A 23,604-nucleotide genomic window follows, 5' to 3' on the forward strand; every position below is an offset into this window, starting at 1 on the left:
GTCAGATCCCCAACTGCTGACGCTGGCGCTTCAAGTGCTCCGGCATCTCTTTGTAGACGTCTTCGAACATGGTCGCGGCGCTTGGAATCTGGCCGCCGGCGAGGGTGCCGTACTGTTCGGCCTGTTTCTGTGCGGCGATCACTTCGGCTTCGAGCTCGGCGCTGACAGCGGCGTGCTCTTCTTCCGACCAGTGGCCGACCTTGATCAGGTGCTGTTTCAGACGGGCGATCGGGTCGCCCAGCGGGAAGTGGCTCCAGTCGTCGGCAGGACGGTATTTGGACGGATCGTCGGAGGTCGAGTGCGGGCCGGCGCGGTAGGTGACCCATTCGATCATGGTCGGACCGAGGTTGCGGCGAGCGCGTTCTGCAGCCCAGGCGGACGCGGCGTAGACCGCGTAGAAATCGTTGCCATCAACCCGCAGCGAGGCGATGCCGCAACCGACGCCGCGTCCGGCGAAGGTGGTGGCTTCACCACCGGCGATGGCCTGGAAGGTCGAGATCGCCCACTGGTTGTTGACCACGTTGAGGATCACCGGCGCACGGTAAACGTGAGCGAAGGTGAGGGCGGTGTGGAAGTCCGATTCGGCGGTGGCACCGTCGCCTATCCAGGCCGAGGCGATTTTGGTGTCGCCCTTGATCGCCGAGGCCATGCCCCAGCCCACGCCCTGAATGAACTGAGTGGCGAGGTTGCCGGAAATGGTGAAGAAGCCCGCGTCCTTGACCGAGTACATGATCGGCAACTGACGGCCCTTGAGCGGATCGCGCTCGTTGGACAGCAGCTGGCAGATCAGGTCGACCAATGGCACGTCACGAGCCATCAGGATGCTTTGCTGGCGGTAGGTCGGGAAGCACATGTCGTCGATGTTCAAGGCCAGGGCCTGGGCGCTGCCGATGGCTTCCTCGCCAAGGCTCTGCATGTAGAACGACATTTTTTTCTGACGCTGGGCGACCACCATGCGGTTGTCGTAGATCCGGGTCTTGAGCATGGCACGCATGCCTTTGCGCAGGATCTCGACCGGCACGTTTTCGGCCCATGGGCCGAGCGCGTTGCCCTGGTCGTCAAGCACGCGGATCAGGCCACGGGCCAAGTCGGCGGTGTCGGCGGGTTCTACGTCGATGGAAGGTTTGCGCACCGTACCGGCATCGGTCAGATGCAGGTAGGAGAAGTCGGTTTTGCAGCCTGGGCGGCCCGAGGGTTCAGGGACGTGCAGACGCAGCGGTTCATACGCTTGGGTCATGGCTTCTACGCTCGATCTTGTGAATTTCTTGTAGTGAGCTGGCAGTCATTCTTCGATAAAAGAAATCTTGTCCTACAACAATCATAGGCCCGGGCAAGAAGAATATTTCTCTCTGTTTCGTTGCGCTGGAGATCATTTGCAGATAGAAATTCTGCATAAACATAAAAAACAGGTGGTTTTGTCTCATGCGCAAACTGGACCGTACCGACATCGGCATTCTCAACAGCCTTCAGGAGAACGCGCGCATCACCAACGCCGACCTGGCCCGCTCGGTCAATCTGTCGCCGACACCGTGCTTCAACCGGGTCAAGGCGATGGAGGAACTTGGGCTGATCCGCGAGCAGGTGACCCTGCTGGATGCCGACCTGCTGGGGTTGCACGTCAACGTGTTCATCCACGTCAGTCTCGAGAAGCAGGTAGAGGAAGCGCTGCAGCATTTCGAGGAGGCCATTTCCGACCGCCCCGAAGTCATGGAGTGCTACCTGATGGCCGGCGACCCGGACTATCTGATCCGGGTGTTGGTGCCGACCATTCAGGCGCTCGAACGCTTCATGATGGACTTTCTGACCAAAGTCCCCGGCGTGGCGAACATCCGGTCAAGCTTTGCGCTCAAGCAGGTGCGCTACAAGACGGCGTTGCCGTTGCCAGCGAATGGCCTGATCCTCGGGAGCTGAGTGCTCAGCCCTGATCAGAGATCGGCATAGCCGTAATCCAGACTTGCCGTGTTCAAGGTCTGTTCGACCCTGAAAGGCTGCGGCCAGGGCGCAGGCTCGTTGTCCGGGCTGAACATCAGCGTTGAGCCGAGCATCCCGTGCGGTGCGTTCTCGGGAAACGCGATCACCGGTTCTGTCGGGTGGTTGCGTTTCCAGCGCTCCCAGAGATAGTCGAGATAGCAGTGATGCAGGAAGAACACAGGGTCGTTGGGGGAGGCCGCTTCTCTCATGTTGCCTCCAATCCAGGCATGGACACCGTTGTGCATTGTTTCCATGAGGTTTTCCCATCCGGCCGGTTCGGACCAATACGGCGTTCTGTTCAACACGGACTCGACGTCCTGCGCAGAGGGCAGCGGCGGGGCATCGGCTCCGAAGTTGCGCCGCAAGCCGGCGTCACCCGTCTCACCGTCCCAGACCTTTATGCCGAATAAACGACGCTGAAAGGCAAACGGCCCAATAGTGACCCGCTGGTTTTGCGCCGGGTCGCCATCTCTGCCCATGAAGTCGTCGGTAAAGGGGTCGTCCGCACCACTCATGCTCCAGTTCCAGTACGGCAGCGTGATGGTCGGGTTGTTTGCGGCGGCTTGCAGTTCCAGCTCGAACTGGCGAATCAGGATGCGGTGCCAAGGGAAAAACAAGGGGGTTCCATGAGGGTTGGGAAAGATCGGGTTGCCTCGCCCCATGGAATTCTTGTGGATTTGTACAAAGTCGTCGTAGCGACTTTGCTGGCCAGGGCGCAGAACGCTGGGACTCTGGTTTTTCAGTATCAGAATGGCATTTACGAAGGCGTGCTTCTGTTCCGGCGTCAGGTCGCGATGGTTACGGCGAATATCCATATTGCCAAATCTCCATGAGTTGATTACCCCATGAAGTCTGCCTGTCGGCCGAGATTACGCCCAGTTCATGGGATCCGACGTGACAGGTACGAATCCCCTTGATTTGAATTGCTTTACTGATCTTTTCTTACACGGAGTTGATCGGAATCTTCAGGTAGACAACGCCATTGCCTTCCGCGGGCGGTAAATTCCCCGCCCGCACATTCACCTGAATCGCCGGCAGCAACAACGTCGGCATGCCCAACCCTGCATCGCGCTTGGTGCGCATCTCGACAAACGCGGCTTCATCGACGCCGTCATGCACATGGATATTGCTTTTACGTTGTTCGCCAACGGTGGTCTGGCACTGCGAGTCGCGACCTTGCGGCGGGTAGTCGTGGCAGACGTAAAGCTTCACGCTGGCGGGGAAGGCCAGCAATTTGTGAATCGAGTTGAACAGTTGATGCGCGTTGCCGCCGGGAAAGTCGCAACGGGCGGTGCCGACGTCGGGCATGAACAGCGTGTCGCCGACCAGGATCTGTTCGCCGTCGATCAAATAGGCCATGTCCGCCGGGGTGTGACCGGGGACGTGCAGGGCGGTGGCCTTGAGATTGCCGATTCGGAACGACTCGTTCGGCGCGAATAGATGATCGAACTGCGAGCCATCGACGCGAAATTCCGGTTCCAGGTTGAACAGCGCCTTGAACACGTTCTGCACTTTGCTGATCGACTCGCCAATCGCGATTTTCCCGCCCAGTTCCCGGCGCAGGTACGGCGCGGCGGACAAGTGATCGGCGTGCGCGTGGGTTTCCAGCAGCCACTGCACTTGCAGGTTATGAGCCCGCACGAAGGCGATGATCTTGTCCGCCTGAGCCGTGCAGGTGCGGCCGGCGGCACCGTCGTAATCAAGCACCGGATCGACGATTGCGCACTGCCCGCCGTCGGCCTCGTAGACCACATAGCTGTAGGTCGAAGAGGCGGGGTCGAGGAAAGCTTCAATCAGCGCGGGCATGGACGCGGTCCTGTGCAGGAAGGTGAAAAGTCAGGTTGCAACACTTTATGTAAACACATAATGTCCGCAGCTTAAGTGACGTTGAAGGCATCCTGCAAATGCAATCCAGTCTGACCGAATGTGAAGTCGCCCAACTGCGCGCCTCGGCCTCCAAGGCCTGTTCGCTGCTCAAGGCATTGGCCAACGAAGATCGGCTGCTGATCCTGTGCCAGTTGACCCAGGGCGAGCGCAACGTCGGCGAGCTGGAGAAAATGACCGGCGTGCGTCAGCCGACCCTGTCCCAGCAACTGGGCATCCTGCGCGATGAAGGGCTGGTCGCGACCCGTCGTGAAGGCAAGTACATTTTTTACGGTCTCGCCAGTCACGAAGTGATCCAGGTGATGAAAACCCTTTCCGGACTCTACTGCGGAGCCGTGCTCAAAAGCTGGGCGCAATAGACCCGGCTATCCTTGCGTGCAGCCATAAGGAACAAACAATGAACGATCAACACTGGGGCCCATCCATCAGTGCGGACATCGTGGTCATCGGCGGTGGCACTGCCGGCATCGGTTTTGTCGCGAGTCTGCTCAAGCGCGATCCCGGCCTGAAAATCACGGTGATCGAGCCGAGCACCCTGCATTACTACCAGCCGGCGTGGACGCTGGCCGGCGGTGGCGCCTTTGATGCCAAAGACACCGCCCGACCGATGAACAAAGTGATGCCGCGTCAGGCCACCTGGATTCAGGCAGCCGTGACCGGCATCGACCCCAACCAGCGCCGTCTCACCCTCAACGATCAACGCACCGTCACCTATCAGAACCTGATCGTCTGCCCCGGCCTGCGCCTGGCGTGGGAGAAGATCGAAGGCCTGCAGGAAAGCCTCGGTCAGCACGGCGTCACTTCCAACTACAGCTATCAGCACGCGCAATACACCTGGGATCAGGTGCAGAAACTGCGCGGCGGCAAAGCCCTGTTCACCCAGCCGCCGATCCCGATCAAGTGCGCCGGCGCGCCGCAAAAGGCGTTGTATCTTTCCTGCGATCACTGGCTCAAGCGCAACGTGCTGAGCAAGGTTGACGTCGAGTTCAATCTGGCCGGTGCCGCGCTGTTCGGCGTCCCGACCTTCGTGCCGCCGCTGATGAAGTACATCGAAAAATACAACGCGCGGCTAGCGTTCAATTCCAATCTGGTGAAGGTCGATGGCCCGGCGAAAACCGCCTGGTTCGACGTCAAGGATGCGGACGGCAATGTCACCCGACAGGCCAAGACTTTCGATCTGCTGCACGTCGTCCCGCCGCAGGTTTCACCGGATTTTATCGCGCAGAGTCCGCTGGCCGACGCCGCCGGATGGTGCGAGGTCAACCCGCACACCCTGCAACACCCGCGCTATCCCGAAGTGTTTGCCCTGGGCGATATCTGCGGCACCACCAATGCGAAAACCGCCGCGGCAGTGCGCAAGCAGGTCGTGGTGGTGGCGGAAAACCTGCTGGCGGTGCGCAAGGAGCTGGCGCTGCCGCTGAAGTACGACGGCTACGGTTCCTGCCCGCTGACGGTGGAGAAGGGCAAGGTGATTCTCGCCGAGTTCGGCTATGGCGGAAAACTGCTGCCGACCTTTCCCCTCGACCCAACCGTGCCGCGCCGTTCCGCGTGGTGGCTGAAGGCGACGCTGCTGCCGTGGTTCTACTGGAACGGCATGCTCAAGGGCCGCGAATGGCTGACAAGCCTGTCCAGGGTCGACTGAGAACACTCTATGTTGCTGGCAAGTCTGTTTGGCGTGGTGATGGGATTGATCCTCGGTCTGACCGGGGCCGGCGGCGGGATTCTCGCGGTGCCGGCGCTAGTGCTCGGGCTGGGCTGGACGATGACGCAGGCGGCGCCGGTGGCGTTGTTTGCCGTTGGCAGCGCAGCGGCGGTCGGTGCGATCGACGGTCTGCGCCATGGTCTGGTGCGTTATCGCGCGGCGCTGTTGATCGCGGCGCTCGGCGCGGTGTTTTCGCCGGTGGGCATCTACTTCGCCCATCAGTTGCCGGAAAAGGTTTTGATGATCCTGTTCAGCCTGCTGATGGTGATGGTGGCGTGGCGCATGCTGCGCCGTGAACGCCAGCAAGAAGGACCGAGCGACCATGGCCACGCCAGCTGGGGCCAGAAGAACTGCATGCTCAATGAACAGACGGGTCGTTTCGACTGGACCGCCAAATGCACCGCGACCCTCGCGGCACTGGGCGCGGTCACCGGTGTGGTGTCCGGGTTGCTGGGGGTGGGTGGCGGGTTCCTGATCGTGCCGGCGTTCAAGCAACTGACCGACGTGCAGATGCGCGGCATCGTCGCCACGTCCTTGATGGTCATCAGCCTGATTTCCGCCATCGGCGTGATTGGTGCGTTTCATGCCGGAGTGCGCATCGACCATCTGGGCGCGTCGTTCATCGTCGCCAGCATCGTCGGCATGGTTATCGGCCGCAAACTCTGTGCGCGAGTACCGGCGAGGACGTTGCAGGTGGGGTTTGCCAGCGTATGTCTGGTGGTCGCCGCATACATGTTGCTGCGGGCGTGAGACAAGATCTGTGGCGAGGACCAGGCGCCCTCGCCACAGCGTCAGCGTTACAACACCAGATGCGGTAACCACAGCGACAGCGCCGGAACGTAGGTCACCAGCATCAGCACCAGGAACAGCACGGCGTAGAACGGCAGCAGCGCCTTCACCGTGCTTTCGATACTGACCTTGCCCACCGCCGAACCCACGAACAGCACGGCTCCTACGGGCGGCGTTATCAGGCCGATACCGAGGTTGACCAGCATGATCATGCCGAACTGCACCGGGTCGACACCGATACCGAGAATCACCGGCATCAGGATCGGCGTGAGGATCAGGATCAGCGGCGCCATGTCCATCACGGTGCCGAGCAACAGCAGCATGACGTTGATGCACATCAGGATCACGTAGCGGTTGTCGGACAGGGTCAGGAACAGCGTGGTGATCTTCGCCGGGATCTGCATCAGGGTCATGATGTAGCCGAAACTGGCGGCGAAGCCGATCAGGATCATCACGATGGAAATGGTGCGCACCGTGCGATGCATCAGTTTCGGCAGTTCACTCCACTTGTAGTCGCGGTAGATGAACATGGTGACGAAAAACGCCCACAACACGGCGATGGCCGCCGACTCGGTGGCCGTGAAGATCCCCGAAAGAATCCCGCCGAGAATGATCACCATCGCCATCAGTCCCCACATCGCTTCACCGCAGATCTTCAGGGCTTCACGCAGCGGGATCACTTCGCCCTTGGGATAGTCGCGTTTACGCGCAAAAATCAGGCACAACACCATCAGGCACGCGCTCATCAGCAGGCCCGGCACCACGCCGGCCATGAACAGTGAAGCAATCGAAACGGTGCCACCGGCGGCCAGCGAGTAGAGCACCGAGTTGTGACTCGGTGGAGTCAGCAGAGCCTGCACCGAACCACTGACGGTCACCGCTGTAGAGAATTCCCGAGGGTAGCCCTTGCGCTCCATTTCCGGGATCAGCACCGAACCTACCGACGCGGTATCGGCCACCGACGAGCCGGAAATCGCGCCGAAAAAGGTCGAGGCCATGATGTTGACCAACGACAGCCCGCCCCGCACGAACCCCACCAGGACCCCGGCGAACGCCACCAGCCGTCGCGACATGCCGCCCTCGGCCATGATTGCGCCGGCGAGCACGAAGAACGGAATCGCCAGCAGCGAGAATTTGTTCACCCCGCCCGCCACCTGGATCATCAAGGCCTGAAACGGGATGTCGATCCACCATGCGCCGATCAGCGCCGACAGCCCGAGCGCGTAGGCAACCGGCATGCCGATCAGGATCAGTGCGATAAAACTGCCCAGCAGAATCAATGCGTCCATCAGGCAGCCCCTTCGTTTTCTTCAACCAGGTCGAACCGCACCACGCGGCGATTGCTTTGATCGCCGAGCAAGAGTTTTTCGAACACGAAAATCAGCGTCAGCGCACCACCCACCGGGATCGGCATGTAGGTGATGCCGACCCGCAATGTCGGCAGGGCGCTCATGAACTGGTTCCACGTCGACAGGCACAGCTTGGTGCCCCAGATGGTCATGAACAGGCAGATGGTGCCCATGAGCACTTGCGAAACGATGCTCATGGTGCGGCGCATATTCGGTTGCAGGCGATCGGTGACCATCGCTACCGCCATGTGCGCGCCGGCGCGATAGCTGGCGGCGGCCCCGATGAAGGTGAAGACCATCATCAGCAGGATGGCGGTGGGCTCCGGCCAGCTTGAGCCGGTGCCGAGGACGTAACGGGCGAACACGCCCCAGGGAATGATCAGGGAAATGGTCAGCACCGACAGACCGGCGACCCAGATGCAGGCCATGTAGATCCGGTCATTGATGCGCAGCAGCAAATTCTTCATCGGGTTTCACCGTAACCGGGCAGGCGTGAGCGTCGAGCGACGCCAGCGCTGCCGGGCCTTGTATTGAGGGCAGGGAGGTTACTGAACGGCTTCGATGCGCTTGATCAGGTCGACGTAGGGCGCGCCGTATTTTTCGCGGATCGAAGCGGTGGCCTCGTAGAAGGGTTTCTTGTCGACGGTGATGAACTCGACGCCGGCGGCCTTGAGTTTCTCTTCACTGCTGGCCGACTTGGCATCCCACAAGGTGCGCTCCTGGGCCTGCGCCGCCTTGGCGGCTTTTTTCACCAGCGTCTGCTGATCGGGGCTGAGTTTTTCCCAGGTGATTTTCGACATCACGATGGGCTCGGGCAGGATCAGGTGCCCGGTCAAACTGTAGAACTTGGCGTTCTGGTAATGGTTGTGTTCGAGCAGGGTCGGAGGATTGTTTTCCGCGCCGTCGATGACGCCGGTCTGCAGGGCGCTGAAGATTTCGCCGGTGTCCATGGCAATACCGTTGCCGCCCATGGCGTTGATGGTTTCGATGAACATCGGGTTGCCCTGCACGCGGATTTTCATGCCCTTGAGGTCTTCGAGGCTGCGCACCGGTTTCTTGGTGTAGATGTTGCGCGTGCCGCCATCCATCCACGCCAGCGCCACGAGGTTGAATTCGGAGTTAGTGATCTTGTCGAGGATTTCGTCACCGATTTCACCGTCGATGATCTTGCGCATGTGCGCCTGATCACGGAACACGAACGGCATGTTGAATACGTTCACGTCCGGCACCACCGGCCCGACGATCCCGAGGCTGACGCGGGCCATCTGGATGGCGCCGACCTGGGCCTGTTCGACCACTTCCTTTTCCGAGCCGAGTACACCGCCGGGGAACATCTTGAAGGTCAGCTTGCCGTCACTTTCGGCAACCAGGGTTTTGCCCAACTGTTCTTCAGCGACCACGGTCGGATAACCGGCGGGGTGGATGTCGGCGAATTTGATTTCCAGCGCCTGAGCGGCGCTGCCGAGGGTGAGCGCGAGGGGGAGAGCGGCGGCGAGCAACGTGCGTTTGAAGTCCATGAGGGGGTTCTCCAGTCTTGTTATTTTTTTGTTCAAGGCACAGCAATGCAGCAAGGACGGGTTACAGCAGATCGTCGAACATTGGCTCCGGCAGGCCTTTGACGCCGGGGTTGAGGGCGAACACACCGCCGGCAAGGGACTGCGGATCCTGGTCGTCGCCGGGGCGGATCGAGGTCACGAACAAGGTGTCCATCCGGCTGCCGCCGAAAGCGCACATGGTGGGTTTTTTCACCGGTACCGGCAGCGAGAGGTCGAGCCGACCGTCGGGGGTGAAGCGATGGATCAGGCCGACATCGTTGGCGCAGATCCAGTAACAGCCATCGGCATCCACGGCAGCACCGTCGGGGCGGCCGTAAAAATGGTTCATGTCCACGAACACCCGGCGGTTGGAGGGTGTGCCTGTCTCGGTGTCGTAATCGAAAGCCCAGATCAGTTGGACCTTCGGGTGCGAGTCCGACAGGTACATGGTTTTGCCGTCCGGGCTGAAGCCCAGACCGTTGGGCACGATGAAGCCATCAAGCTGTGCCTCGATCACGCCTGTTTGCCCGGCACCGTAACGATAGAGCCGGCCCTCGGGCAGATTCAGGCCCATGTTCAGCACCATGCTGCCGGCCCAGAACCGACCCTGGCGGTCGCAGCGGCCGTCGTTCAGACGCATGTCCTGGCGGTTGTGTTCCACGGTCGCGAGCAGGTCGCTGTCGAGGCTGCCATCGCCATTCGGTTGTAAATGAAAGAACCCGCTCTCCATCCCGGCAACCCAACCGCCCTTGCTGTGGCGGGCGATGCAGGCAAGCATTTCGGGAGTCTTCCAGGCATGAATGTGGCCAGTGTCGGCGCTCCAGCGCTGCAGGCCGCCGTTGGGGATATCGACCCAGTACAAGGCGTTTTCCTGTGGCACCCACACCGGACTTTCACCCACCGCGTTGCGGGCGTCGACGATCAATTCGGCTTGCATACTCATTCCCTTGGTGTGTTCTTTTGGCGACGGATCAAACGCAGCGATCAATCGCCGAACGGGCCGGCCGCAACGAAGGCGCCGCCCTGATAGATACGCGCCGGGTCATCGCTGGCGGGCATTGGCTGCGCCTCGACCTTGTCGCGAAACACTTCGGACGTATCTCTGGCCTCGAAACCGAGGTGGCTGGCGAAGCGGTTGTCCCACCACACGTCCTTGTTGGCGGACATGCCGTAGACCACGGTGTGTCCGACATTCGGCGTGTACAGCGACTGTTCGAGCAATTGGGTGAGGTCGTCGAAGCTCAGCCACGTGTGCATCATTCGGCGGTTCTGCGGTTCGGGAAACGACGAGCCGATGCGGATGCTGACGGTTTCGATGCCATATCGATCGAAGTAGAAACTGGCCATGTCTTCGCCATAGGACTTGGACAGACCGTAGTAGCCGTCGGGGCGTCGAGCGGAGCTGGCGTCGAGGTGTTCGTCCTGTTTGTAGAAGCCGATGACATGGTTGGAGCTGGCGAAGATCACTCGCTTCACACCGTGTCGGCGTGCCGCTTCATAGATATGGAATACGCCGCAGATGTTGGCGCCGAGGATTTCTTCGAAGGGGCGCTCCACCGAGACGCCGCCAAAGTGCAGGATTGCATCTACGCCTTCGACCAGTTGATGCACGGCGGTTTTGTCGGCGAGGTCGCAGATGACGATTTCTTCGCGATCATCGATGGCCGGGGCGAGGGCGGCGATGTCCGACAGGCGCAGCACATTGGCATAGGGGCGCAGACGTTCACGCAAGACTTTGCCCAGGCCACCGGCGGCGCCGGTCAGCAGCAGGCGATTGAACGGAGTTGGGGTGGTGGGGGTGGACGTCATGGCAATCCCTTACGCGTTGTTATTAGGTTTGTTGTAGGTTGTCGTATGACTGCGCTGAAGTATCGGTAGGGTTTCCGGAACTTGTCAACGCGACTTTCGGTGTAAGTGACGGAAGGCCGATTTACCCTCCGTTCAGCCCATGCCAGGGTTTACAACAACGAAATCGGGTAACTGATGAAGATCCGGTTCTCATCAAATTCATTGGTGCTGAAGTCCCGGCGAATCGTCGCGTTGCGCCATCTGACGTTGAGGTTTTTCAACGGCCCGCTTTGCACGGTGTAGGCCAGCTCCGATTCACGACCCCACTCCTTGCCATCGGTGATTGTGCCGGTGTGTACGTTGTCACCGCTGATGTAGCGGTTCATCAGCGTCAGCCCGGGGACGCCGAGGACCACGAAGTTGTAGTCGTGGCGGATCTGCCAGGAACGCTCCTGCGCGTTGTCGTAACTGGCGTTGTAGCTGTCGTTGGCAAGGGTGCCGCCGCTGGTGCCGTTGACGCGCATCCAGGCATCGTCGCCACTGAGTTTTTGCAGGCCGATGTAGAACGTGTTGCCTCCGTACCGGGCCGAGAGCATGGCGAAAGCGGTTTTGTTGTCGAGGTCGCCGGCCTGGGCGCTGCCATCTTCCTTGCCGGTGAAGAAACCGAGGTTGGCGCCCAGCGTCCAGTCGCCCAGTGGCTGGCTGTGGCTGATGTTGAAGTACTGCTGTTGGTAGATGTCGCTGAGTTCGGCGTACCACAGACCGACAAGCGTGCGTTTGTCGTTGAAGGTGTATTCGCCGCCGCCGAAGTTGAAACGGTCGGAGGTGAATGCGCCTCGGCCGTTCATCGACATGTCTTCCATGCTGGCATCGTTGCGCGGGCTGTTGCCACGGAACTGGCCACCGTAAAGGGTCAAACCATTGATTTCGGTAGAGGTGATCTGGCCGCCGCGAAACGTCTGGGGCAGGGAGCGGCCATCATCCGAGCGCAGGATCGGCAACACCGGCATCCACTCGCCGACCTTCAATTCGGTCTTCGACACCTTGGCCTTGAGCGCCACGCCCAGGCGCCCGAAATTGTCCGCCGGGCGCCCGTCATCGTGGATCGGCAACAGCTGAGTACCGCCCGTGCCTTTGCCTCCATCGAGCTTTTGCGAGTACAGCCCCAGTACGTCCAGGCCAAAGCCGACAGTGCCCTGGGTGAAACCTGATTTGGCGTCGAGGATGAAGTTCTGCGTCCACTCTTCAGCCTTGCCCTGCGGGTAATTCGGGTTGACGAAGTTGCGATTGAAGTAGGCATTGCGCAGGTTCAGGGTGGCTTTGCTGTCTTTGATGAAGCCCTCGGCATCGGCGCTCATCGGCAAGACGAGAGCGAGACTGCTGCAGCCGATTAGGCCCAGGGTGGAACGCGGGCGGGAGGCAGAAAAACGGGACGTGCGGACGGAATTGCAGACGAGTGTGCTCACGGTAACGCTCCCTGTTTCATTTCTTGTTTTTATTAGTTGTTATACGTCGTCGTACAACATGGTTGCGGATAGTTGCGATGTTTTCCGCAAAAGTCAACAGCCAGTTTTGCGATCACATTTCGTGAGCTGGCAGCCCTTTCAGATGCTATGAAGAGGGCTGCTTTCGGCGGTTTTACCGGTTATAGAGCGCCTCGGTGTTGTCGATCAGCGGGTTTTTCTCGGTCAGGACGATCTGGGCAATCTTGTCCTTGCGCATGAATGTCACCTTCGGATGAGATTGCGCATAACGGATAAAACGCTCCATGGCCTCGACCATCGCCGGGGTGCCGCCGATGCGGTCGTGCAGACTCACCGACATCATCCGCCGCTTGCTCGCGCCTTCGGCGTAGAGGCGATCGAATTCCAGCACCAGTTGCTGGTAGAACTGCTCCGCGGAGAAGTGTCGGCCCTCGACCAGCACGATGTCGTTGTTGCGCAGGGTGTACGGCACCACGGCGAATTTTCGCCCGCGAACCATGGTCACGAACGGCTCATCGCGGCTGACGTCGTCGATGTGGTAGGTGAAATTCAGATCCTGCAGCACCTTCAACGTATTGGGACTGCGCCGCAGCCAGTTGGCGTTGTAGCCGACCGAGCGCTGGCCGGTGATTTTCTCCACCGCTGCGACGCCGTCGCCTATGAACTGATTTTCCTGGGCGTAATTCATGTTGTACGAATCGGCCCAGCGCATGCCGTGGGCCGCCAGTTCATGGCCGCGCTCGGCAATCGCCTTGGCCAGTTCCGGGTGCTTGAGCGCCGCTTCGCCGACCACGTGGGAGGTGACTTTGATGCCAGTGCGATCCCACAGATCGAGCATGCGCCACAGGCCTTCCTTGTAGCCGTAATCGAACCAGGTCTGCGCCGGCAGGTCCGGATAACCTTTTGGCAGCGGTGTACCAGAGAATGGGCTTTCAGCGCCTTCGGGCTGGCCGCCGGTTTCGAATTGCATCGACACCGAGATCACCAGTTGCGAGCCATCCGGCCACGGGCGTTCCTGGGCAAAGACGAGGGCGGGCAGCAACAGTGCGGCGGCCAGCAGGTTTTTCAGCAGACGCGGGGAGCGTTGCCAGCGGGGAATGGTCATAACGGGCACCTTGCAGGTTGAGAAGTGCCGCAAGGTTGGCATTCGCCAGGCCCGGGAAAAATCCGCTGCGGGCGAGATGACTTTTAAACAAAATTTACGAATCCACCCCAACCCCCTGTGAGCAGGCAGCCACAGGGATATGGGTTTGCCTGCCGTTTTGCGGCACACTCAAGCCATCACCGTACAAGGCCGATCAATGAACCAATACGCCCCGCGCAACTGGCAGCCGCACGAGAAGCCCAGTCTGCCCGGTTCCCCCTCGACGCCGCTGCACTCCAACCCCAAGCGCCTGGCCTATGCGCTGGTCGGGTTGCTGGTGGCGTTGACCGGTGGCTTGGGCAATTCGTTGGTGGTTGCCAACCTGCCTTACCTGCAAGGCGCGCTCGGGGCGACCACGGCGGAGATGGCCTGGCTGCCGGCAGCGTACGTGATGACCAACGTATCGATGAACCTGCTGCTGGTGAAGTTTCGCCAGCAGTTCGGCTTGCGCGCGTTCACCGAGGTGTTTCTGGTGCTGTATGCGCTGGTGACCTTTGGCCATCTGTTCGTCAATGACCTGAATTCGGCGATCGCCGTGCGTGCGGCCCACGGCATGGTCGGCGCGGCGTTGAGTTCGCTGGGCCTGTATTACATGGTGCAGGCGTTCCCGGCCAAATGGCGGATGAAGGCGCTGGTGCTGGGCCTCGGCACCTCGCAGTTGGCCTTGCCGCTGGCGCGGCTGTTTTCCGAAGACCTGTTGCAGATCGCCGAATGGCGCGGCCTGTACCTGTTCGAATTGGGCATGGCACTGCTGTCACTGGGCTGCGTCTTGATGCTCAAGTTGCCGCCGGGTGACCGGTTCAAGACCTTCGAACCGCTCGACTTCCTTACCTTCGCGATCCTTGCCAGTGGCGTGGCCCTGCTGTGCGCCGTGTTGTCCCTCGGCCGGATCGACTGGTGGCTGGAAGCAGACTGGATCGGCATCGCCCTGGCCGCGTCGATTGTCCTGATTCTCGCGGGGCTGGCCATCGAACATAACCGCAGCAACCCGATGCTGATGACCCGCTGGCTCGGTAGCGGGGTGATGATCCGTCTGGCGCTGGCGGTGATCCTGATTCGCATGGTGACCTCGGAGCAATCCACCGGCGCCGTCGGCTTCATGCAAAACCTGAACATGAGCAGCCAGCAGCTTCATAGCTTGTACGTGGTGATGCTGATCGGCAGCGTCGCCGGGCTGCTGACCAGTGCGCTGACCATCGACCCGAAACACCTGCTGATGCCGCTGATTGTTTCGCTGGCGTTGATGGCCACCGGTTCGATCATGGACAGTTCATCGAACAACCTGACCCGCCCGGGCAACCTGTATTTCAGCCAGTTCCTGCTGGCGTTCGGCAGTACCTTCTTTCTCGGCCCGACCATGGTGCTGGGCACACGCAACGTGCTGACCAATCCGCGCAACCTCGTGAGCTTTTCGGTGTTGTTCGGGATCTGCAACAACCTCGGCGGCCTGATCGGCGCGGCGTTGCTGGGGACCTTCCAGATCGTGCGCGAGAAGTTTCATTCCAGTCACATCGTCGAGCAACTGGTGATGTCCGATCCCCGCGTCGCCGCGCGAGTTCAGAGCGGCGGTTCGGCGGTCGGCTCGCTGATTGCCGATCCGAGCCTGCGCAATCTGCAAGGTATTCGCAGCCTGGCCAACGCCGCCACCCGCGAGGCCAACGTGCTGGCCTATAACGATGTGTTCATGCTGATCGCGGTGATCGCGATCCTGACCATGATCTGGATTTCCATCCGCGCGCTGTGGCTGATCAGCACCACCCGAGCCGTCGCCCCGACACCTTCCGTACCTTCCAGCGGTGCCACTTCTTCATGACCGAACCGACTACCACGACCACCAATGCCATCGCCGCCACCCCTGAAGGCGTGGCGCCGCCGTCATCACCGAACACCGAGCCGCGCTCGTTGCGGGTGCGGATCATCTCGTCGCTGGGCTTCGCCGCGATTGCCATCGTCGGCGTGCTCATCGTGCTTTACGCCTGGCAGTTGCCGCCGTTCAGCAGCGCGGTCGAGACCACTGAAAACGCATTGGTGCGCGGGCAGGTGACGATCATCGGCCCGCAGCTCAGCGGTTATGTGTTTGAAGTGCCGGTGCAGGATTTCCAGTTTGTGAAGGAGGGCGATTTGCTGGTGCGTCTCGATGACCGCATCTATCAGCAACGTCTCGACCAGTCGTTGGCACAACTGGCGGTGCAAAAGGCCTCGCTGGCCAACGTGGTGCAGCAGCGCAACAGCGCCGAAGCCACGATCAAGCTGCGGCAGGCGGTGGTAGCGGACAGCGAAGCGCAGTTACGCAAAAGCGAGGCGGATCTGCGACGCAACAAGGCGCTGGTCAACGACGGTTCCGTGTCCAAGCGCGAGATGGATGTGGCTTTGGCTGCCAATGCACAGAGCATCGCGGCGGTGGCGCAGGCCAAGGCCAATCTGGAAATCGCCCGGCAGGATCTGCAAACGGTGATCGTCAATCGCGGCTCGCTGGAAGCGGCCGTGGCCAGCGCCGATGCCGCGGTGCAACTGGCTCGGATCGATTTGTCCAATACCCGGATCATCGCCCCGCGTGACGGTCAGCTCGGGCAGATCGGCGTGCGTCTCGGCGCTTACGTCAACTCCGGGGCGCAGTTGATGGCGCTGGTGCCGAACCAGAAATGGGTGATCGCCAACCTCAAGGAAACCCAGATGGACAATGTGCGCGTAGGGCAACCAGCGAGCTTCACCGTCGATGGTTTGAACCACCGCAAATTCACCGGCCACGTGCAGCACATCTCGCCGGGCACCGGTTCCGAATTCGCGTTGTTGCAGGCTGACAACGCCACCGGCAATTTCGTGAAAATCGCCCAGCGGGTGCCGGTGCGCATCACCATCGATCCGGATCAGCAGGAGAGCGAGCGCCTGCGGCCGGGGATGTCGGTGGTGGTCAGCATTGATACGGCGGCGGGCGACACCCAGAAACACTGACCTCAAGCGGCGATCATTGGCGGTAGGGTGCCGAGCACGGAAACCGCCGCCACGGCGCCGATCCCCAGCAGCCATTCGAGCATGACGCTGCGTTTGAGGGTGTCGATCCGCTGTTCGCAATCGTTGATCCGCAGGCGATTGAACAGCGCCAGTGCAAGCATGCCGAACACCAGCAGCGCCTTGATCAACAGGATCAGGGCGAACCCCGAGAACAGCGGCGTCGGCCACCATTGGCCGGTGAGCACGCGCACGTTGATCAGCCCGGTGATCAGCAGGCCGGCGACCAGCCCGTAGCCGAGACCGCTGAACCGCTGCAGCACTTCACGCACCTTTTCGCCGGACTGGCGCAGGATCAAAACCAGCATCAGCAGCCCACCAAGCCACGCTCCGACGCAAGTCAGGTGAATCACCTGATTGAGGATCAGCATCTGCCCGCTGAAGCCATCGAGCATCGCCCCGTGTCCGACCGGCGCCAGCGTCATCAGCAGCAGCGCGCTCAGGCCCAACCGCAATGGCCGGTTCGAACGCCACGGCGTAAACAGCAACGCCAGCAACAGCGCATTGATCAATAGATGCCAGCGCCAGACCTGACCGAAAAACGTATGACCGAGGACCAGCTCTACGGTGGCCGGATCAAACGCGGCAGCCGCCGAACCGGCCATGCTTGCGGTAATCAACAACGCCCAGATGACGCCGCTGGCCAGGGCAATCGCCGCCAGCCAGCGAGCCAGTCGCGCGAGGTGCCGATCCAGCGCCGGCGCTTCACCCTTGAGCAGCAAGGGGCGGAACAGCCAGGCCCCGAACAGCATCAACACCACGATGAAATGCAGGAACCGGCACAGCACCAGCGCTTCACTCATGAATTACTGGCCAACCTTGAACTGATAGGCGCCTTCACTTTTGTGCGTATCGACCGACACCGCATGCCATTCAACCTTGTACTCGCCAGCGGCCAGCGGTGCTTCGGGGGTGACGATCAGGGTTTTCTTGTCGCCTTCGGTGGTCAACGGTTTGACCGCCACCGGCTTGCCGTCGTGGGTCACGGTGACTTTGGTGAAGCTGGCTTCGACGCCTTCGGAAAACACCAGACGCAGATCTGCCGGCGCGGCAACGGTGCTGTCGGCTGGCGGGGTCTGACTTTTCAGATGCGCGTGGGCGAACGCTTGGGAAGTGACGACCAGCGAAGCCAGCAGCGCGCCAGCGGTGAACAGTTTTTTCATCGACATGGAAAGATTCCTTTCAGTGAAATGGCGGGCTGAGTATAGAACGTGGATCACAGGGCTTTCAGGCGCATGTGAATGACCGGGAAGGGCCGGCCTTCGCCGTCGAGTGCCGAGCGGCCGATGTCCTCGAATCCGTAGTGCCGATAGAAGCCGTGGGCCTGCGGGTTCTGTTCGTTGACGTCGACCTTCAGCAACGGGCGGCGGACGTGGTCGAGCAAGCGTCGGCCGATGCCCTGGCCACGAAACGCCGGGTCGATGAACAGCATCTGCACGGTGTCGTCGTCGGTGGCGATGAAGCCTGCCGGGGAGTGATCGGGGTTCTCGAAAACCTGCACGTCCAGCGCGGGCAGGTAGGTGTCACGCACCAGCGGGAACAGCCGGTGGATGTCGTCTTCCGGGAGGAAATCGTGAGTCGCGCGGACCGAGCGCTCCCACAGTGCGGCGAGCTGCGGATCATCCGCAGCGATGCGCTTTCGAATGGTCATGGACAGGATCCTTCAGTGTCTGACGGGGAGAAGGAGGGCGATCCTAAACCAGAAAAAAGCCCAAGTGTGTGAAGAATCGTTCTCGGCTGTCGCCCCTTGCCCAGAGCGGATGCTAGTCTTCAACAACGTTGTCTTCAGGGAGCCCTCATGGGCAATCACAAGATCGAAATCCGCCGCACCAACGTCGACAAGATCCTGCTGGCGGCGGAAAAAGTCTTCGCCGAAAAAGGTTTCGGCGGCACCGCCATGGCGGACATCGCTGCTGAAGTGCAGCTGCCGCGCTCCAATCTGCATTATTACTTTTCGACCAAGAGCGAGCTGTACAGCGCGGTGCTGTTCGACCTGCTGGAAGTGTGGAAGCAGGACGCGCTGTGCTTCGAGATGTTCGACGATCCGCGCGTGGTGCTCAGCAGCTACATCCGCGCCAAGATGAACCACTCGCGCAGCCGGCCGTATGGCTCGAAAGTCTGGGCCAACGAAATCATCCATGGCGCGCCGACCCTTGGCGAGGCGCTGGATGTCAGCCTTTATGACTGGGCGAAGATGAAGGAGGCGAAGATCCGGCAGTGGGTGGAGGACAAGCGGATTCTGCCGGTGGAGCCGTCGAGTTTGTTGTACATGATCTGGGCGTCGACGCAGCACTATGCCGACTTCGATCATCAGGTGAATATTTTGAATGAGCACCAGCCGCTGTCGGACATGCAATTCGAGCGGGCGGTGCAGACGGTGACTAGCGTGATTTTGCGGGGGATCGGATTAGAACCTTGAGCCATGTGTTGTGACTGCCGACCCCTTCGCGGGCAAGCCCGCTCCCACAGGTTTTCGGGTTGTCCTCAAGTGTCATGTGCACCAGAGAACCCTGTGGGAGCGGGCTTGCCCGCGAAAGCGTCAGCTCAGACGTCGCATGCCTCAAGGTGAGACATGGTAGGGATTCCTCGGATCATGATTCCAGTCCAGAAACGGCTTGCCCGTTTCCATCGGCACCATCTCGATGCAATCCGCTACCGGACAAGTGATCTGGCACAGATTGCACCCCACACACTCATCATCGATCACTTCATATTGATGCGTGCCATCGGCCTGTTTCAGGCTGCTGATCGCCTGGTGTGAGGTGTCCTCGCAGGCAATGTGGCAACGCCCGCAACCAATACACGCCTCCTGGTCGATCTTCGCGATCACCTGATAGTTGATGTCCAGGTACTTCCAGTCCGTGGTGTTACCCACCGCGCGCCCGGAAAAATCGGCGATGCTGGCGTAACCCTGACTGTCCATCCACCGCGACAAGCCATCCTTCATCTCATCGACAATCCGGAAACCATGCAGCATCGCCGCCGTGCACACCTGCACCGCGCCGCTGCCCAAAGCGATGAACTCCGCTGCATCGCGCCAACTGCCAATTCCGCCGATTCCGCAGATCGGCAAGCCCTGGGTCTGCGGATCACGGGCGATTTCCGCGACCATGTTCAGCGCGATCGGCTTCACTGCCGAGCCGCAATAACCGCCGTGGGTGCTTTTGCTGCCGACGGTGGGCAGGGCGACCATGTGTTCGAGGTCGACGCTGGTGATCGAATTGATGGTGTTGATCAGCGACACCGCATCGGCGCCGCCCCGGTGCGCAGCGCGGGCGGCGACGCGGATGTCGGTGATGTTCGGCGTCAGTTTGACGATCACCGGCAGCGAGCAATAGGTCTTGCACCAGCGCGTCACCTGCTCGACGTACTCCGGCACCTGACCGACCGCCGCGCCCATGCCGCGTTCGGGCATGCCGTGGGGGCAGCCGAAATTCAGCTCGATGCCGTCAGCACCGGTGGCTTCCACCAGCGGCAGTATGTGTTTCCACGACTCTTCAACGCACGGCACCATCAGCGACACGATCAGCGCGCGGTCCGGCCAGTCCTTCTTCACCTGAGTGATTTCCCGCAGGTTGATTTCCAGCGATCGGTCGGTGATCAGTTCGATGTTGTTGATGCCCAGCACTTCGCGGTTGTTGCCGTAATGCGCCGAGTAGCGCGAGGACACGTTGACCGCCGCCGGGTCTTCACCCAGGGTTTTCCAGACCACGCCGCCCCAACCGGCCTCGAAGGCGCGCACCACGTTGTAGGCCTTGTCGGTCGGCGGCGCGGAGGCCAGCCAGAACGGATTGGGGGCTTTGATACCGGCGAAGACAATCGAGAGATCGGCCATTTACGCAGCCTCCACGTTGAGCATCAGTTGAGCATTGATCGCCTCGGCGGCGCGCTTGCCGTGTTGCACCGCTTGCACGGTCAGGTCCTGATCGAGGCTGGTGCAGTCACCGCCGGCATACACGCCGGGGATGCTGGTGCGCAGGTTTTCATCGACCTGGATGCGTGCGCCCTGACGCTTGAGTTCGCGGGCCAGCGGGTCGGCAAGGGCACTGCCGTCGAAGGCCTGGCCGATGGCTTTGAAGATCGCATCGGCGGCCAGTTCGAAAGTCTCGCCAGTGGCTTGCAGGCGACCGTCCACCAGATGCGTGCGGGCGAAGCGCATGCCGCGCACTTTGCCTTGAGCGTCGAGCAGCACTTCCTCCGGTTGCGCCCAGGTCAGCAGCCGCACCTGATTGGCTTTGGCGATGTCTTGTTCATGGCCGGTGGCGCCCATGTCCGCCGCGCCACGGCGATAGACCAGATTGACGTCGCGAGCACCGAGGCGGGCCATTTGCACGGCCATGTCGATGGCGGTGTTGCCGGCGCCAAGGACGATGCAATGTTCGGCCAGCGGCAGTTGCGACAGGTCATCGGCCTGGCGCAGTTCGCGGATGTAGTCGGTGGCGGCGAGCAGGCCGGGGGCGTCTTCGTGGGCCAGGCCGAGTTGTTTACTGGCGTTCAGACCGAGGCCGAGGAACACCGCGTCGAACTGTTGATGCAGTTCGCTGAGGGTCAGATTCTCACCGAGTTTCTGGCCGTGACGGATTTCGATGCCGCCGATTTGCAGGAGGAAATCCAGTTCCTTCTGCGCGTAGTCGTCGACCAGTTTGTACTTGGCGATCCCGTATTCGTTGAGCCCGCCAGCCTTCTCCCGTGCTTCGAAAATCACCACGTCGTGACCGTGCATGGCGCTGCGATGGGCACAGGACAAACCCGCCGGACCAGCCCCGACCACTGCGATGCGTTTGCCGGTAGCGGCGGCGCGCTGGAACGGGTGCTCGGTGAAATGCGCGTTGTCCACGGCGTAACGTTGCAGCAGGCCGATCAGCACCGGCGCGCATTCGTGGGCGTTGTTGCGCACGCAGGCTTGTTGGCAGAGGATTTCGGTCGGACAGACCCGCGCGCAACTGCCGCCGAGGATGTTCGCCGAAAGGATTTTCTGCGCCGCGCCGGGCACGTTGTCCTGATGGATATTGCGGATGAACGACGGAATGTCGATCTCGCTCGGGCACGCATTCACGCACGGCGCGTCGTAGCAATACAGGCAGCGCGAGGCTTCCAGATGCGCCTGACGGTCGTTGAGCGGCGGCGCCAGATCGGTGAAATGGCCGGCGAGGGCGGCCGCACTTTCGTGCGGGTGCGGGAGATGGTTCAGGGTCTCGATCACGGTTTTTTGCCTCACGGTTATTTGAGGTTTTCTGCCTCTGTCGGGCAGTGGTTTTTTGATCGTTCCCACGTCGAGGCGTCGAACCGTCCGCGTGGGAATGCCTCAAGGGACGCTCCGCGTCCAGTGACGCGGAGCGTCACGGGCTGCATTCCCACGCAGAGCGTGGGAACGATCAGTGTGAGAACGATCAGGGATCAGCGCTTGACGGCCACAGGCCTGTGCATCTCAGCCCGTTTGCTCAGCAAATCAAACACCGCCGGATACGCCGGCCGTTCGATATACCGGCCCGCCCCACGCTCGGCGCGCAGATCGCCATCGGCCCAGACCACTCGGCCCTGGCTGACGGTATGGCTCGGCACACCGGTCACGGTCTTGCCTTCGAAGATGTTGAAGTCCACCTGCTGATGGTGGGTCTTGGCGGAGATGGTGCGAGTGCCTTGCGGATCCCACAGCACCAGGTCGGCATCGGCGCCGACGCGGATCGCGCCTTTGCGCGGGTAGAGGTTGAAGATTTTTGCGGTGTTGGTAGAGGTGAGGGCGACGAAGTCCTGCATCGACAACCGCCCCGAGTTCACCCCTTCATCCCACAACACCGCCATGCGGTCTTCGATGCCGGCGGTGCCGTTGGGGATCTTGCTGAAGTCGTCGCGCCCGGCGGCTTTTTGCTCGGCGCAGAAGCAGCAATGGTCGGTGGCGGTGGTGTGCAGGTTGCCGCTTTGCAAACCATGCCACAGCGCGTCCTGATGCCCGCGCGGGCGGAACGGCGGGCTCATCACGTAACCCGCGGCGGTCTGCCAGTCCGGGTGCTGGTAGACGCTGTCGTCCAGCAGCAGATGCCCGGCCAGCACTTCGCCGTAGACCGGTTGACCTTTGCTGCGGGCATAGGTGATTTCGTCGAGGGCTTCCTTGGTCGAGACGTGCACCAGGTACAGCGGCGTGCCGATGGTTTCCGCTATACGGATCGCCCGGCTCGCGGCTTCACCTTCAACCTGCGACGGCCGCGACAGCGGGTGCGCTTCCGGCCCGGTGATGCCCTGGGCCATCAACTTGCGTTGCAGGTGATAGACCAGCTCGCCGTTTTCCGCGTGCACGGTCGGCACCGCGCCGAGTTCCAGGCAGCGCTCGAAGCTCGCCACCAGCGTGTCGTCGGCGGCCATGATCGCGTTCTTGTAGGCCATGAAATGTTTGAAGCTGTTGATCCCGTGATGGCTGACCAGTTCGGCCATTTCCTCGCGAACCTGCTCGCTCCACCAGGTGATCGCGACGTGGAAACCGTAGTCGGAAGCGGATTTTTCCGCCCAGCCACGCCACTGGTGAAACGCTTCAAGCAACGACTGCTGCGGATTGGGAATCACGAAATCGATGATCGAGGTGGTGCCGCCGGCCAGGCCTGCGGCGGTGCCGCTGTAGAAATCTTCGCTGGCCACGGTGCCCATGAACGGGAGTTGCATGTGGGTGTGCGGATCGATGCCGCCGGGCATCAGGTATTGGCCGCTGCCATCGAGCACTTCGGCGCCGGCGGGAACATCCAGGTTTTCACCAATGGCTTTGATCACGCCGTCAGCGCAATAGACATCGGCGCGGTAACTTTCATCATGGGTAACAACGGTGGCGCCACGGATCAACAGAGACATTCCGAGTTCCTCGCAGGCATGACCGACTTGTGCCGGTTCTAGTGTTTTATTGTTTGCAGCGCCAAATGCGTAATCTTGTCAGCGCTGTCAGGAATAGACGCTAGTCGCAGTT

23 protein-coding genes are annotated in these 23,604 nt (G+C 61.1%); 7 read left to right on the forward strand and 16 right to left on the reverse strand.

The genetic code is table 11. The features are described 5' to 3' along the window. Nucleotide 1 precedes the first annotated feature (1 nt). Nucleotides 2-1,237: a 3-methyl-2-oxobutanoate dehydrogenase (2-methylpropanoyl-transferring) subunit alpha gene (locus tag CAF90_RS00525; RefSeq protein WP_007952906.1), complete on the reverse strand. Its 1,236-nt coding sequence runs from the start codon at nt 1,235-1,237 to the stop codon at nt 2-4. 185 nt (nt 1,238-1,422) lie between these two features. Here CAF90_RS00525 and bkdR point away from each other — a divergent pair, with 185 nt between their 5' ends. Then, the gene (gene bkdR, locus CAF90_RS00530) at nt 1,423-1,911 is read left to right on the forward strand and encodes a Bkd operon transcriptional regulator BkdR (protein ID WP_085602691.1); all 489 of its coding nucleotides are present in this window, start codon (nt 1,423-1,425) and stop codon (nt 1,909-1,911) included. Between the two features lie 14 nt (nt 1,912-1,925). On the opposite strand, the gene CAF90_RS00535 is transcribed toward bkdR, so the two are convergent. Further along, nucleotides 1,926-2,786 carry a tyrosinase family protein gene (locus tag CAF90_RS00535; protein ID WP_085602693.1) on the reverse strand — a complete coding sequence of 287 codons (861 nt, stop codon included), beginning with the start codon at nt 2,784-2,786 and terminating at the stop codon, nt 1,926-1,928. 127 nt (nt 2,787-2,913) lie between these two features. Continuing rightward, nucleotides 2,914-3,777, reverse strand: a complete 864-nt coding sequence (locus CAF90_RS00540; protein WP_085602695.1) for an MBL fold metallo-hydrolase — start codon at nt 3,775-3,777, stop codon at nt 2,914-2,916. Nucleotides 3,778-3,875: 98 nt separating this feature from the next. On the opposite strand from CAF90_RS00540, the gene CAF90_RS00545 reads away from it, so the two are divergent. From CAF90_RS00545 to CAF90_RS00555, 3 genes are read left to right on the forward strand one after another with little or no spacing between them, the layout of a single operon-like run. Continuing rightward, the gene (locus tag CAF90_RS00545; RefSeq protein WP_007952897.1) at nt 3,876-4,214 is read left to right on the forward strand and encodes a helix-turn-helix transcriptional regulator; all 339 of its coding nucleotides are present in this window, start codon (nt 3,876-3,878) and stop codon (nt 4,212-4,214) included. A gap of 38 nt (nt 4,215-4,252) precedes the next feature. After that, a complete protein-coding gene (locus tag CAF90_RS00550; protein WP_085602697.1) occupies nt 4,253-5,497 on the forward strand; it encodes an FAD/NAD(P)-binding oxidoreductase in 1,245 nt (414 codons plus the stop codon). A 9-nt stretch (nt 5,498-5,506) separates the two neighbouring features. Then, nucleotides 5,507-6,307, forward strand: a complete 801-nt coding sequence (locus CAF90_RS00555; RefSeq protein WP_085602699.1) for a sulfite exporter TauE/SafE family protein — start codon at nt 5,507-5,509, stop codon at nt 6,305-6,307. Nucleotides 6,308-6,354: 47 nt separating this feature from the next. Here CAF90_RS00555 and CAF90_RS00560 read toward each other — a convergent pair whose 3' ends face one another. The 7 genes from CAF90_RS00560 to CAF90_RS00590 form a co-directional block, all read right to left on the reverse strand. Continuing rightward, complete coding sequence (locus CAF90_RS00560) at nt 6,355-7,635, reverse strand: TRAP transporter large permease (RefSeq protein WP_085602701.1); 1,281 nt, start codon at nt 7,633-7,635, stop codon at nt 6,355-6,357. Next, nucleotides 7,635-8,162 carry a TRAP transporter small permease gene (locus CAF90_RS00565; protein ID WP_085602703.1) on the reverse strand — a complete coding sequence of 176 codons (528 nt, stop codon included), beginning with the start codon at nt 8,160-8,162 and terminating at the stop codon, nt 7,635-7,637. Before CAF90_RS00565 ends, CAF90_RS00560 begins: the two co-directional genes overlap by 1 nt. A 78-nt stretch (nt 8,163-8,240) precedes the next feature. After that, the gene (locus tag CAF90_RS00570; RefSeq protein WP_085602705.1) at nt 8,241-9,212 is read right to left on the reverse strand and encodes a TRAP transporter substrate-binding protein; all 972 of its coding nucleotides are present in this window, start codon (nt 9,210-9,212) and stop codon (nt 8,241-8,243) included. A 61-nt stretch (nt 9,213-9,273) separates the two neighbouring features. Then, entirely contained in the window at nt 9,274-10,167 is an 894-nt protein-coding gene (locus CAF90_RS00575) for an SMP-30/gluconolactonase/LRE family protein (protein ID WP_085602707.1), read from the reverse strand. A gap of 47 nt (nt 10,168-10,214) precedes the next feature. Beyond that, nucleotides 10,215-11,039 (reverse strand): NAD(P)-dependent oxidoreductase, encoded by an 825-nt coding sequence (locus CAF90_RS00580; protein ID WP_085602709.1) that lies wholly within the window; start codon nt 11,037-11,039, stop codon nt 10,215-10,217. A gap of 149 nt (nt 11,040-11,188) precedes the next feature. Next, on the reverse strand, nt 11,189-12,484 hold the full coding sequence (locus CAF90_RS00585) for an OprD family porin (RefSeq protein WP_085602711.1): 1,296 nt from the start codon (nt 12,482-12,484) through the stop codon (nt 11,189-11,191). A 172-nt stretch (nt 12,485-12,656) separates the two neighbouring features. Next, entirely contained in the window at nt 12,657-13,607 is a 951-nt protein-coding gene (locus CAF90_RS00590; RefSeq protein WP_085602713.1) for a polysaccharide deacetylase family protein, read from the reverse strand. Between the two features lie 196 nt (nt 13,608-13,803). On the opposite strand from CAF90_RS00590, the gene CAF90_RS00595 reads away from it, so the two are divergent. Both CAF90_RS00595 and CAF90_RS00600 read left to right on the forward strand, forming a co-directional pair. Continuing rightward, nucleotides 13,804-15,459 (forward strand): MFS transporter, encoded by a 1,656-nt coding sequence (locus CAF90_RS00595; protein WP_085602716.1) that lies wholly within the window; start codon nt 13,804-13,806, stop codon nt 15,457-15,459. Then, complete coding sequence (locus tag CAF90_RS00600) at nt 15,456-16,598, forward strand: HlyD family secretion protein (protein ID WP_007952890.1); 1,143 nt, start codon at nt 15,456-15,458, stop codon at nt 16,596-16,598. Before CAF90_RS00595 ends, CAF90_RS00600 begins: the two co-directional genes overlap by 4 nt. 2 nt (nt 16,599-16,600) lie before the next feature. Here CAF90_RS00600 and copD read toward each other — a convergent pair whose 3' ends face one another. The 3 genes from copD to CAF90_RS00615 are packed head-to-tail and all read right to left on the reverse strand — an operon-like array spanning nt 16,601 to nt 18,306. After that, nucleotides 16,601-17,458 (reverse strand): copper homeostasis membrane protein CopD, encoded by an 858-nt coding sequence (gene copD, locus CAF90_RS00605; protein ID WP_085602718.1) that lies wholly within the window; start codon nt 17,456-17,458, stop codon nt 16,601-16,603. A gap of 3 nt (nt 17,459-17,461) precedes the next feature. Then, on the reverse strand, nt 17,462-17,824 hold the full coding sequence (gene copC, locus CAF90_RS00610) for a copper homeostasis periplasmic binding protein CopC (protein WP_085602720.1): 363 nt from the start codon (nt 17,822-17,824) through the stop codon (nt 17,462-17,464). 47 nt (nt 17,825-17,871) lie between these two features. Then, nucleotides 17,872-18,306, reverse strand: a complete 435-nt coding sequence (locus CAF90_RS00615; RefSeq protein WP_085602722.1) for a GNAT family N-acetyltransferase — start codon at nt 18,304-18,306, stop codon at nt 17,872-17,874. Nucleotides 18,307-18,453: 147 nt separating this feature from the next. Between CAF90_RS00615 and CAF90_RS00620 the strand changes: the two genes are divergently transcribed. Beyond that, nucleotides 18,454-19,074: a TetR/AcrR family transcriptional regulator gene (locus tag CAF90_RS00620; RefSeq protein ID WP_007952885.1), complete on the forward strand. Its 621-nt coding sequence runs from the start codon at nt 18,454-18,456 to the stop codon at nt 19,072-19,074. Nucleotides 19,075-19,215: 141 nt separating this feature from the next. Here CAF90_RS00620 and preA read toward each other — a convergent pair whose 3' ends face one another. The 3 genes from preA to hydA form a co-directional block, all read right to left on the reverse strand. Beyond that, entirely contained in the window at nt 19,216-20,490 is a 1,275-nt protein-coding gene (preA, locus tag CAF90_RS00625; protein ID WP_085602724.1) for an NAD-dependent dihydropyrimidine dehydrogenase subunit PreA, read from the reverse strand. Continuing rightward, complete coding sequence (locus CAF90_RS00630) at nt 20,491-21,858, reverse strand: NAD(P)-dependent oxidoreductase (protein WP_085602726.1); 1,368 nt, start codon at nt 21,856-21,858, stop codon at nt 20,491-20,493. 194 nt (nt 21,859-22,052) lie between these two features. Beyond that, entirely contained in the window at nt 22,053-23,492 is a 1,440-nt protein-coding gene (gene hydA / locus CAF90_RS00635; protein WP_085602728.1) for a dihydropyrimidinase, read from the reverse strand. Nucleotides 23,493-23,604: the final 112 nt, after the last annotated feature.

The organism is Pseudomonas sp. B37(2017) (assembly GCF_002112885.1).
GTDB classification, from domain to species: Bacteria; Pseudomonadota; Gammaproteobacteria; order Pseudomonadales; family Pseudomonadaceae; genus Aquipseudomonas; species Aquipseudomonas paraglycinae.

Bases quoted from the DNA above. Each gene is read 5' to 3' on its own strand.
- CAF90_RS00525 (WP_007952906.1), bottom strand. From the start codon at position 1,237: ATGACCCAAGCGTATGAACCGCTGCGTCTGCACGTCCCTGAACCCTCG.
- bkdR (WP_085602691.1), top strand. From the start codon at position 1,423: ATGCGCAAACTGGACCGTACCGACATCGGCATTCTCAACAGCCTTCAG.
- CAF90_RS00535 (WP_085602693.1), bottom strand. From the start codon at position 2,786: ATGGATATTCGCCGTAACCATCGCGACCTGACGCCGGAACAGAAGCAC.
- CAF90_RS00540 (WP_085602695.1), bottom strand. From the start codon at position 3,777: ATGCCCGCGCTGATTGAAGCTTTCCTCGACCCCGCCTCTTCGACCTAC.
- CAF90_RS00545 (WP_007952897.1), top strand. From the start codon at position 3,876: ATGCAATCCAGTCTGACCGAATGTGAAGTCGCCCAACTGCGCGCCTCG.
- CAF90_RS00550 (WP_085602697.1), top strand. From the start codon at position 4,253: ATGAACGATCAACACTGGGGCCCATCCATCAGTGCGGACATCGTGGTC.
- CAF90_RS00555 (WP_085602699.1), top strand. From the start codon at position 5,507: ATGTTGCTGGCAAGTCTGTTTGGCGTGGTGATGGGATTGATCCTCGGT.
- CAF90_RS00560 (WP_085602701.1), bottom strand. From the start codon at position 7,635: ATGGACGCATTGATTCTGCTGGGCAGTTTTATCGCACTGATCCTGATC.
- CAF90_RS00565 (WP_085602703.1), bottom strand. From the start codon at position 8,162: ATGAAGAATTTGCTGCTGCGCATCAATGACCGGATCTACATGGCCTGC.
- CAF90_RS00570 (WP_085602705.1), bottom strand. From the start codon at position 9,212: ATGGACTTCAAACGCACGTTGCTCGCCGCCGCTCTCCCCCTCGCGCTC.
- CAF90_RS00575 (WP_085602707.1), bottom strand. From the start codon at position 10,167: ATGCAAGCCGAATTGATCGTCGACGCCCGCAACGCGGTGGGTGAAAGT.
- CAF90_RS00580 (WP_085602709.1), bottom strand. From the start codon at position 11,039: ATGACGTCCACCCCCACCACCCCAACTCCGTTCAATCGCCTGCTGCTG.
- CAF90_RS00590 (WP_085602713.1), bottom strand. From the start codon at position 13,607: ATGACCATTCCCCGCTGGCAACGCTCCCCGCGTCTGCTGAAAAACCTG.
- CAF90_RS00595 (WP_085602716.1), top strand. From the start codon at position 13,804: ATGAACCAATACGCCCCGCGCAACTGGCAGCCGCACGAGAAGCCCAGT.
- CAF90_RS00600 (WP_007952890.1), top strand. From the start codon at position 15,456: ATGACCGAACCGACTACCACGACCACCAATGCCATCGCCGCCACCCCT.
- copD (WP_085602718.1), bottom strand. From the start codon at position 17,458: ATGAGTGAAGCGCTGGTGCTGTGCCGGTTCCTGCATTTCATCGTGGTG.
- copC (WP_085602720.1), bottom strand. From the start codon at position 17,824: ATGTCGATGAAAAAACTGTTCACCGCTGGCGCGCTGCTGGCTTCGCTG.
- CAF90_RS00615 (WP_085602722.1), bottom strand. From the start codon at position 18,306: ATGACCATTCGAAAGCGCATCGCTGCGGATGATCCGCAGCTCGCCGCA.
- CAF90_RS00620 (WP_007952885.1), top strand. From the start codon at position 18,454: ATGGGCAATCACAAGATCGAAATCCGCCGCACCAACGTCGACAAGATC.
- preA (WP_085602724.1), bottom strand. From the start codon at position 20,490: ATGGCCGATCTCTCGATTGTCTTCGCCGGTATCAAAGCCCCCAATCCG.
- hydA (WP_085602728.1), bottom strand. From the start codon at position 23,492: ATGTCTCTGTTGATCCGTGGCGCCACCGTTGTTACCCATGATGAAAGT.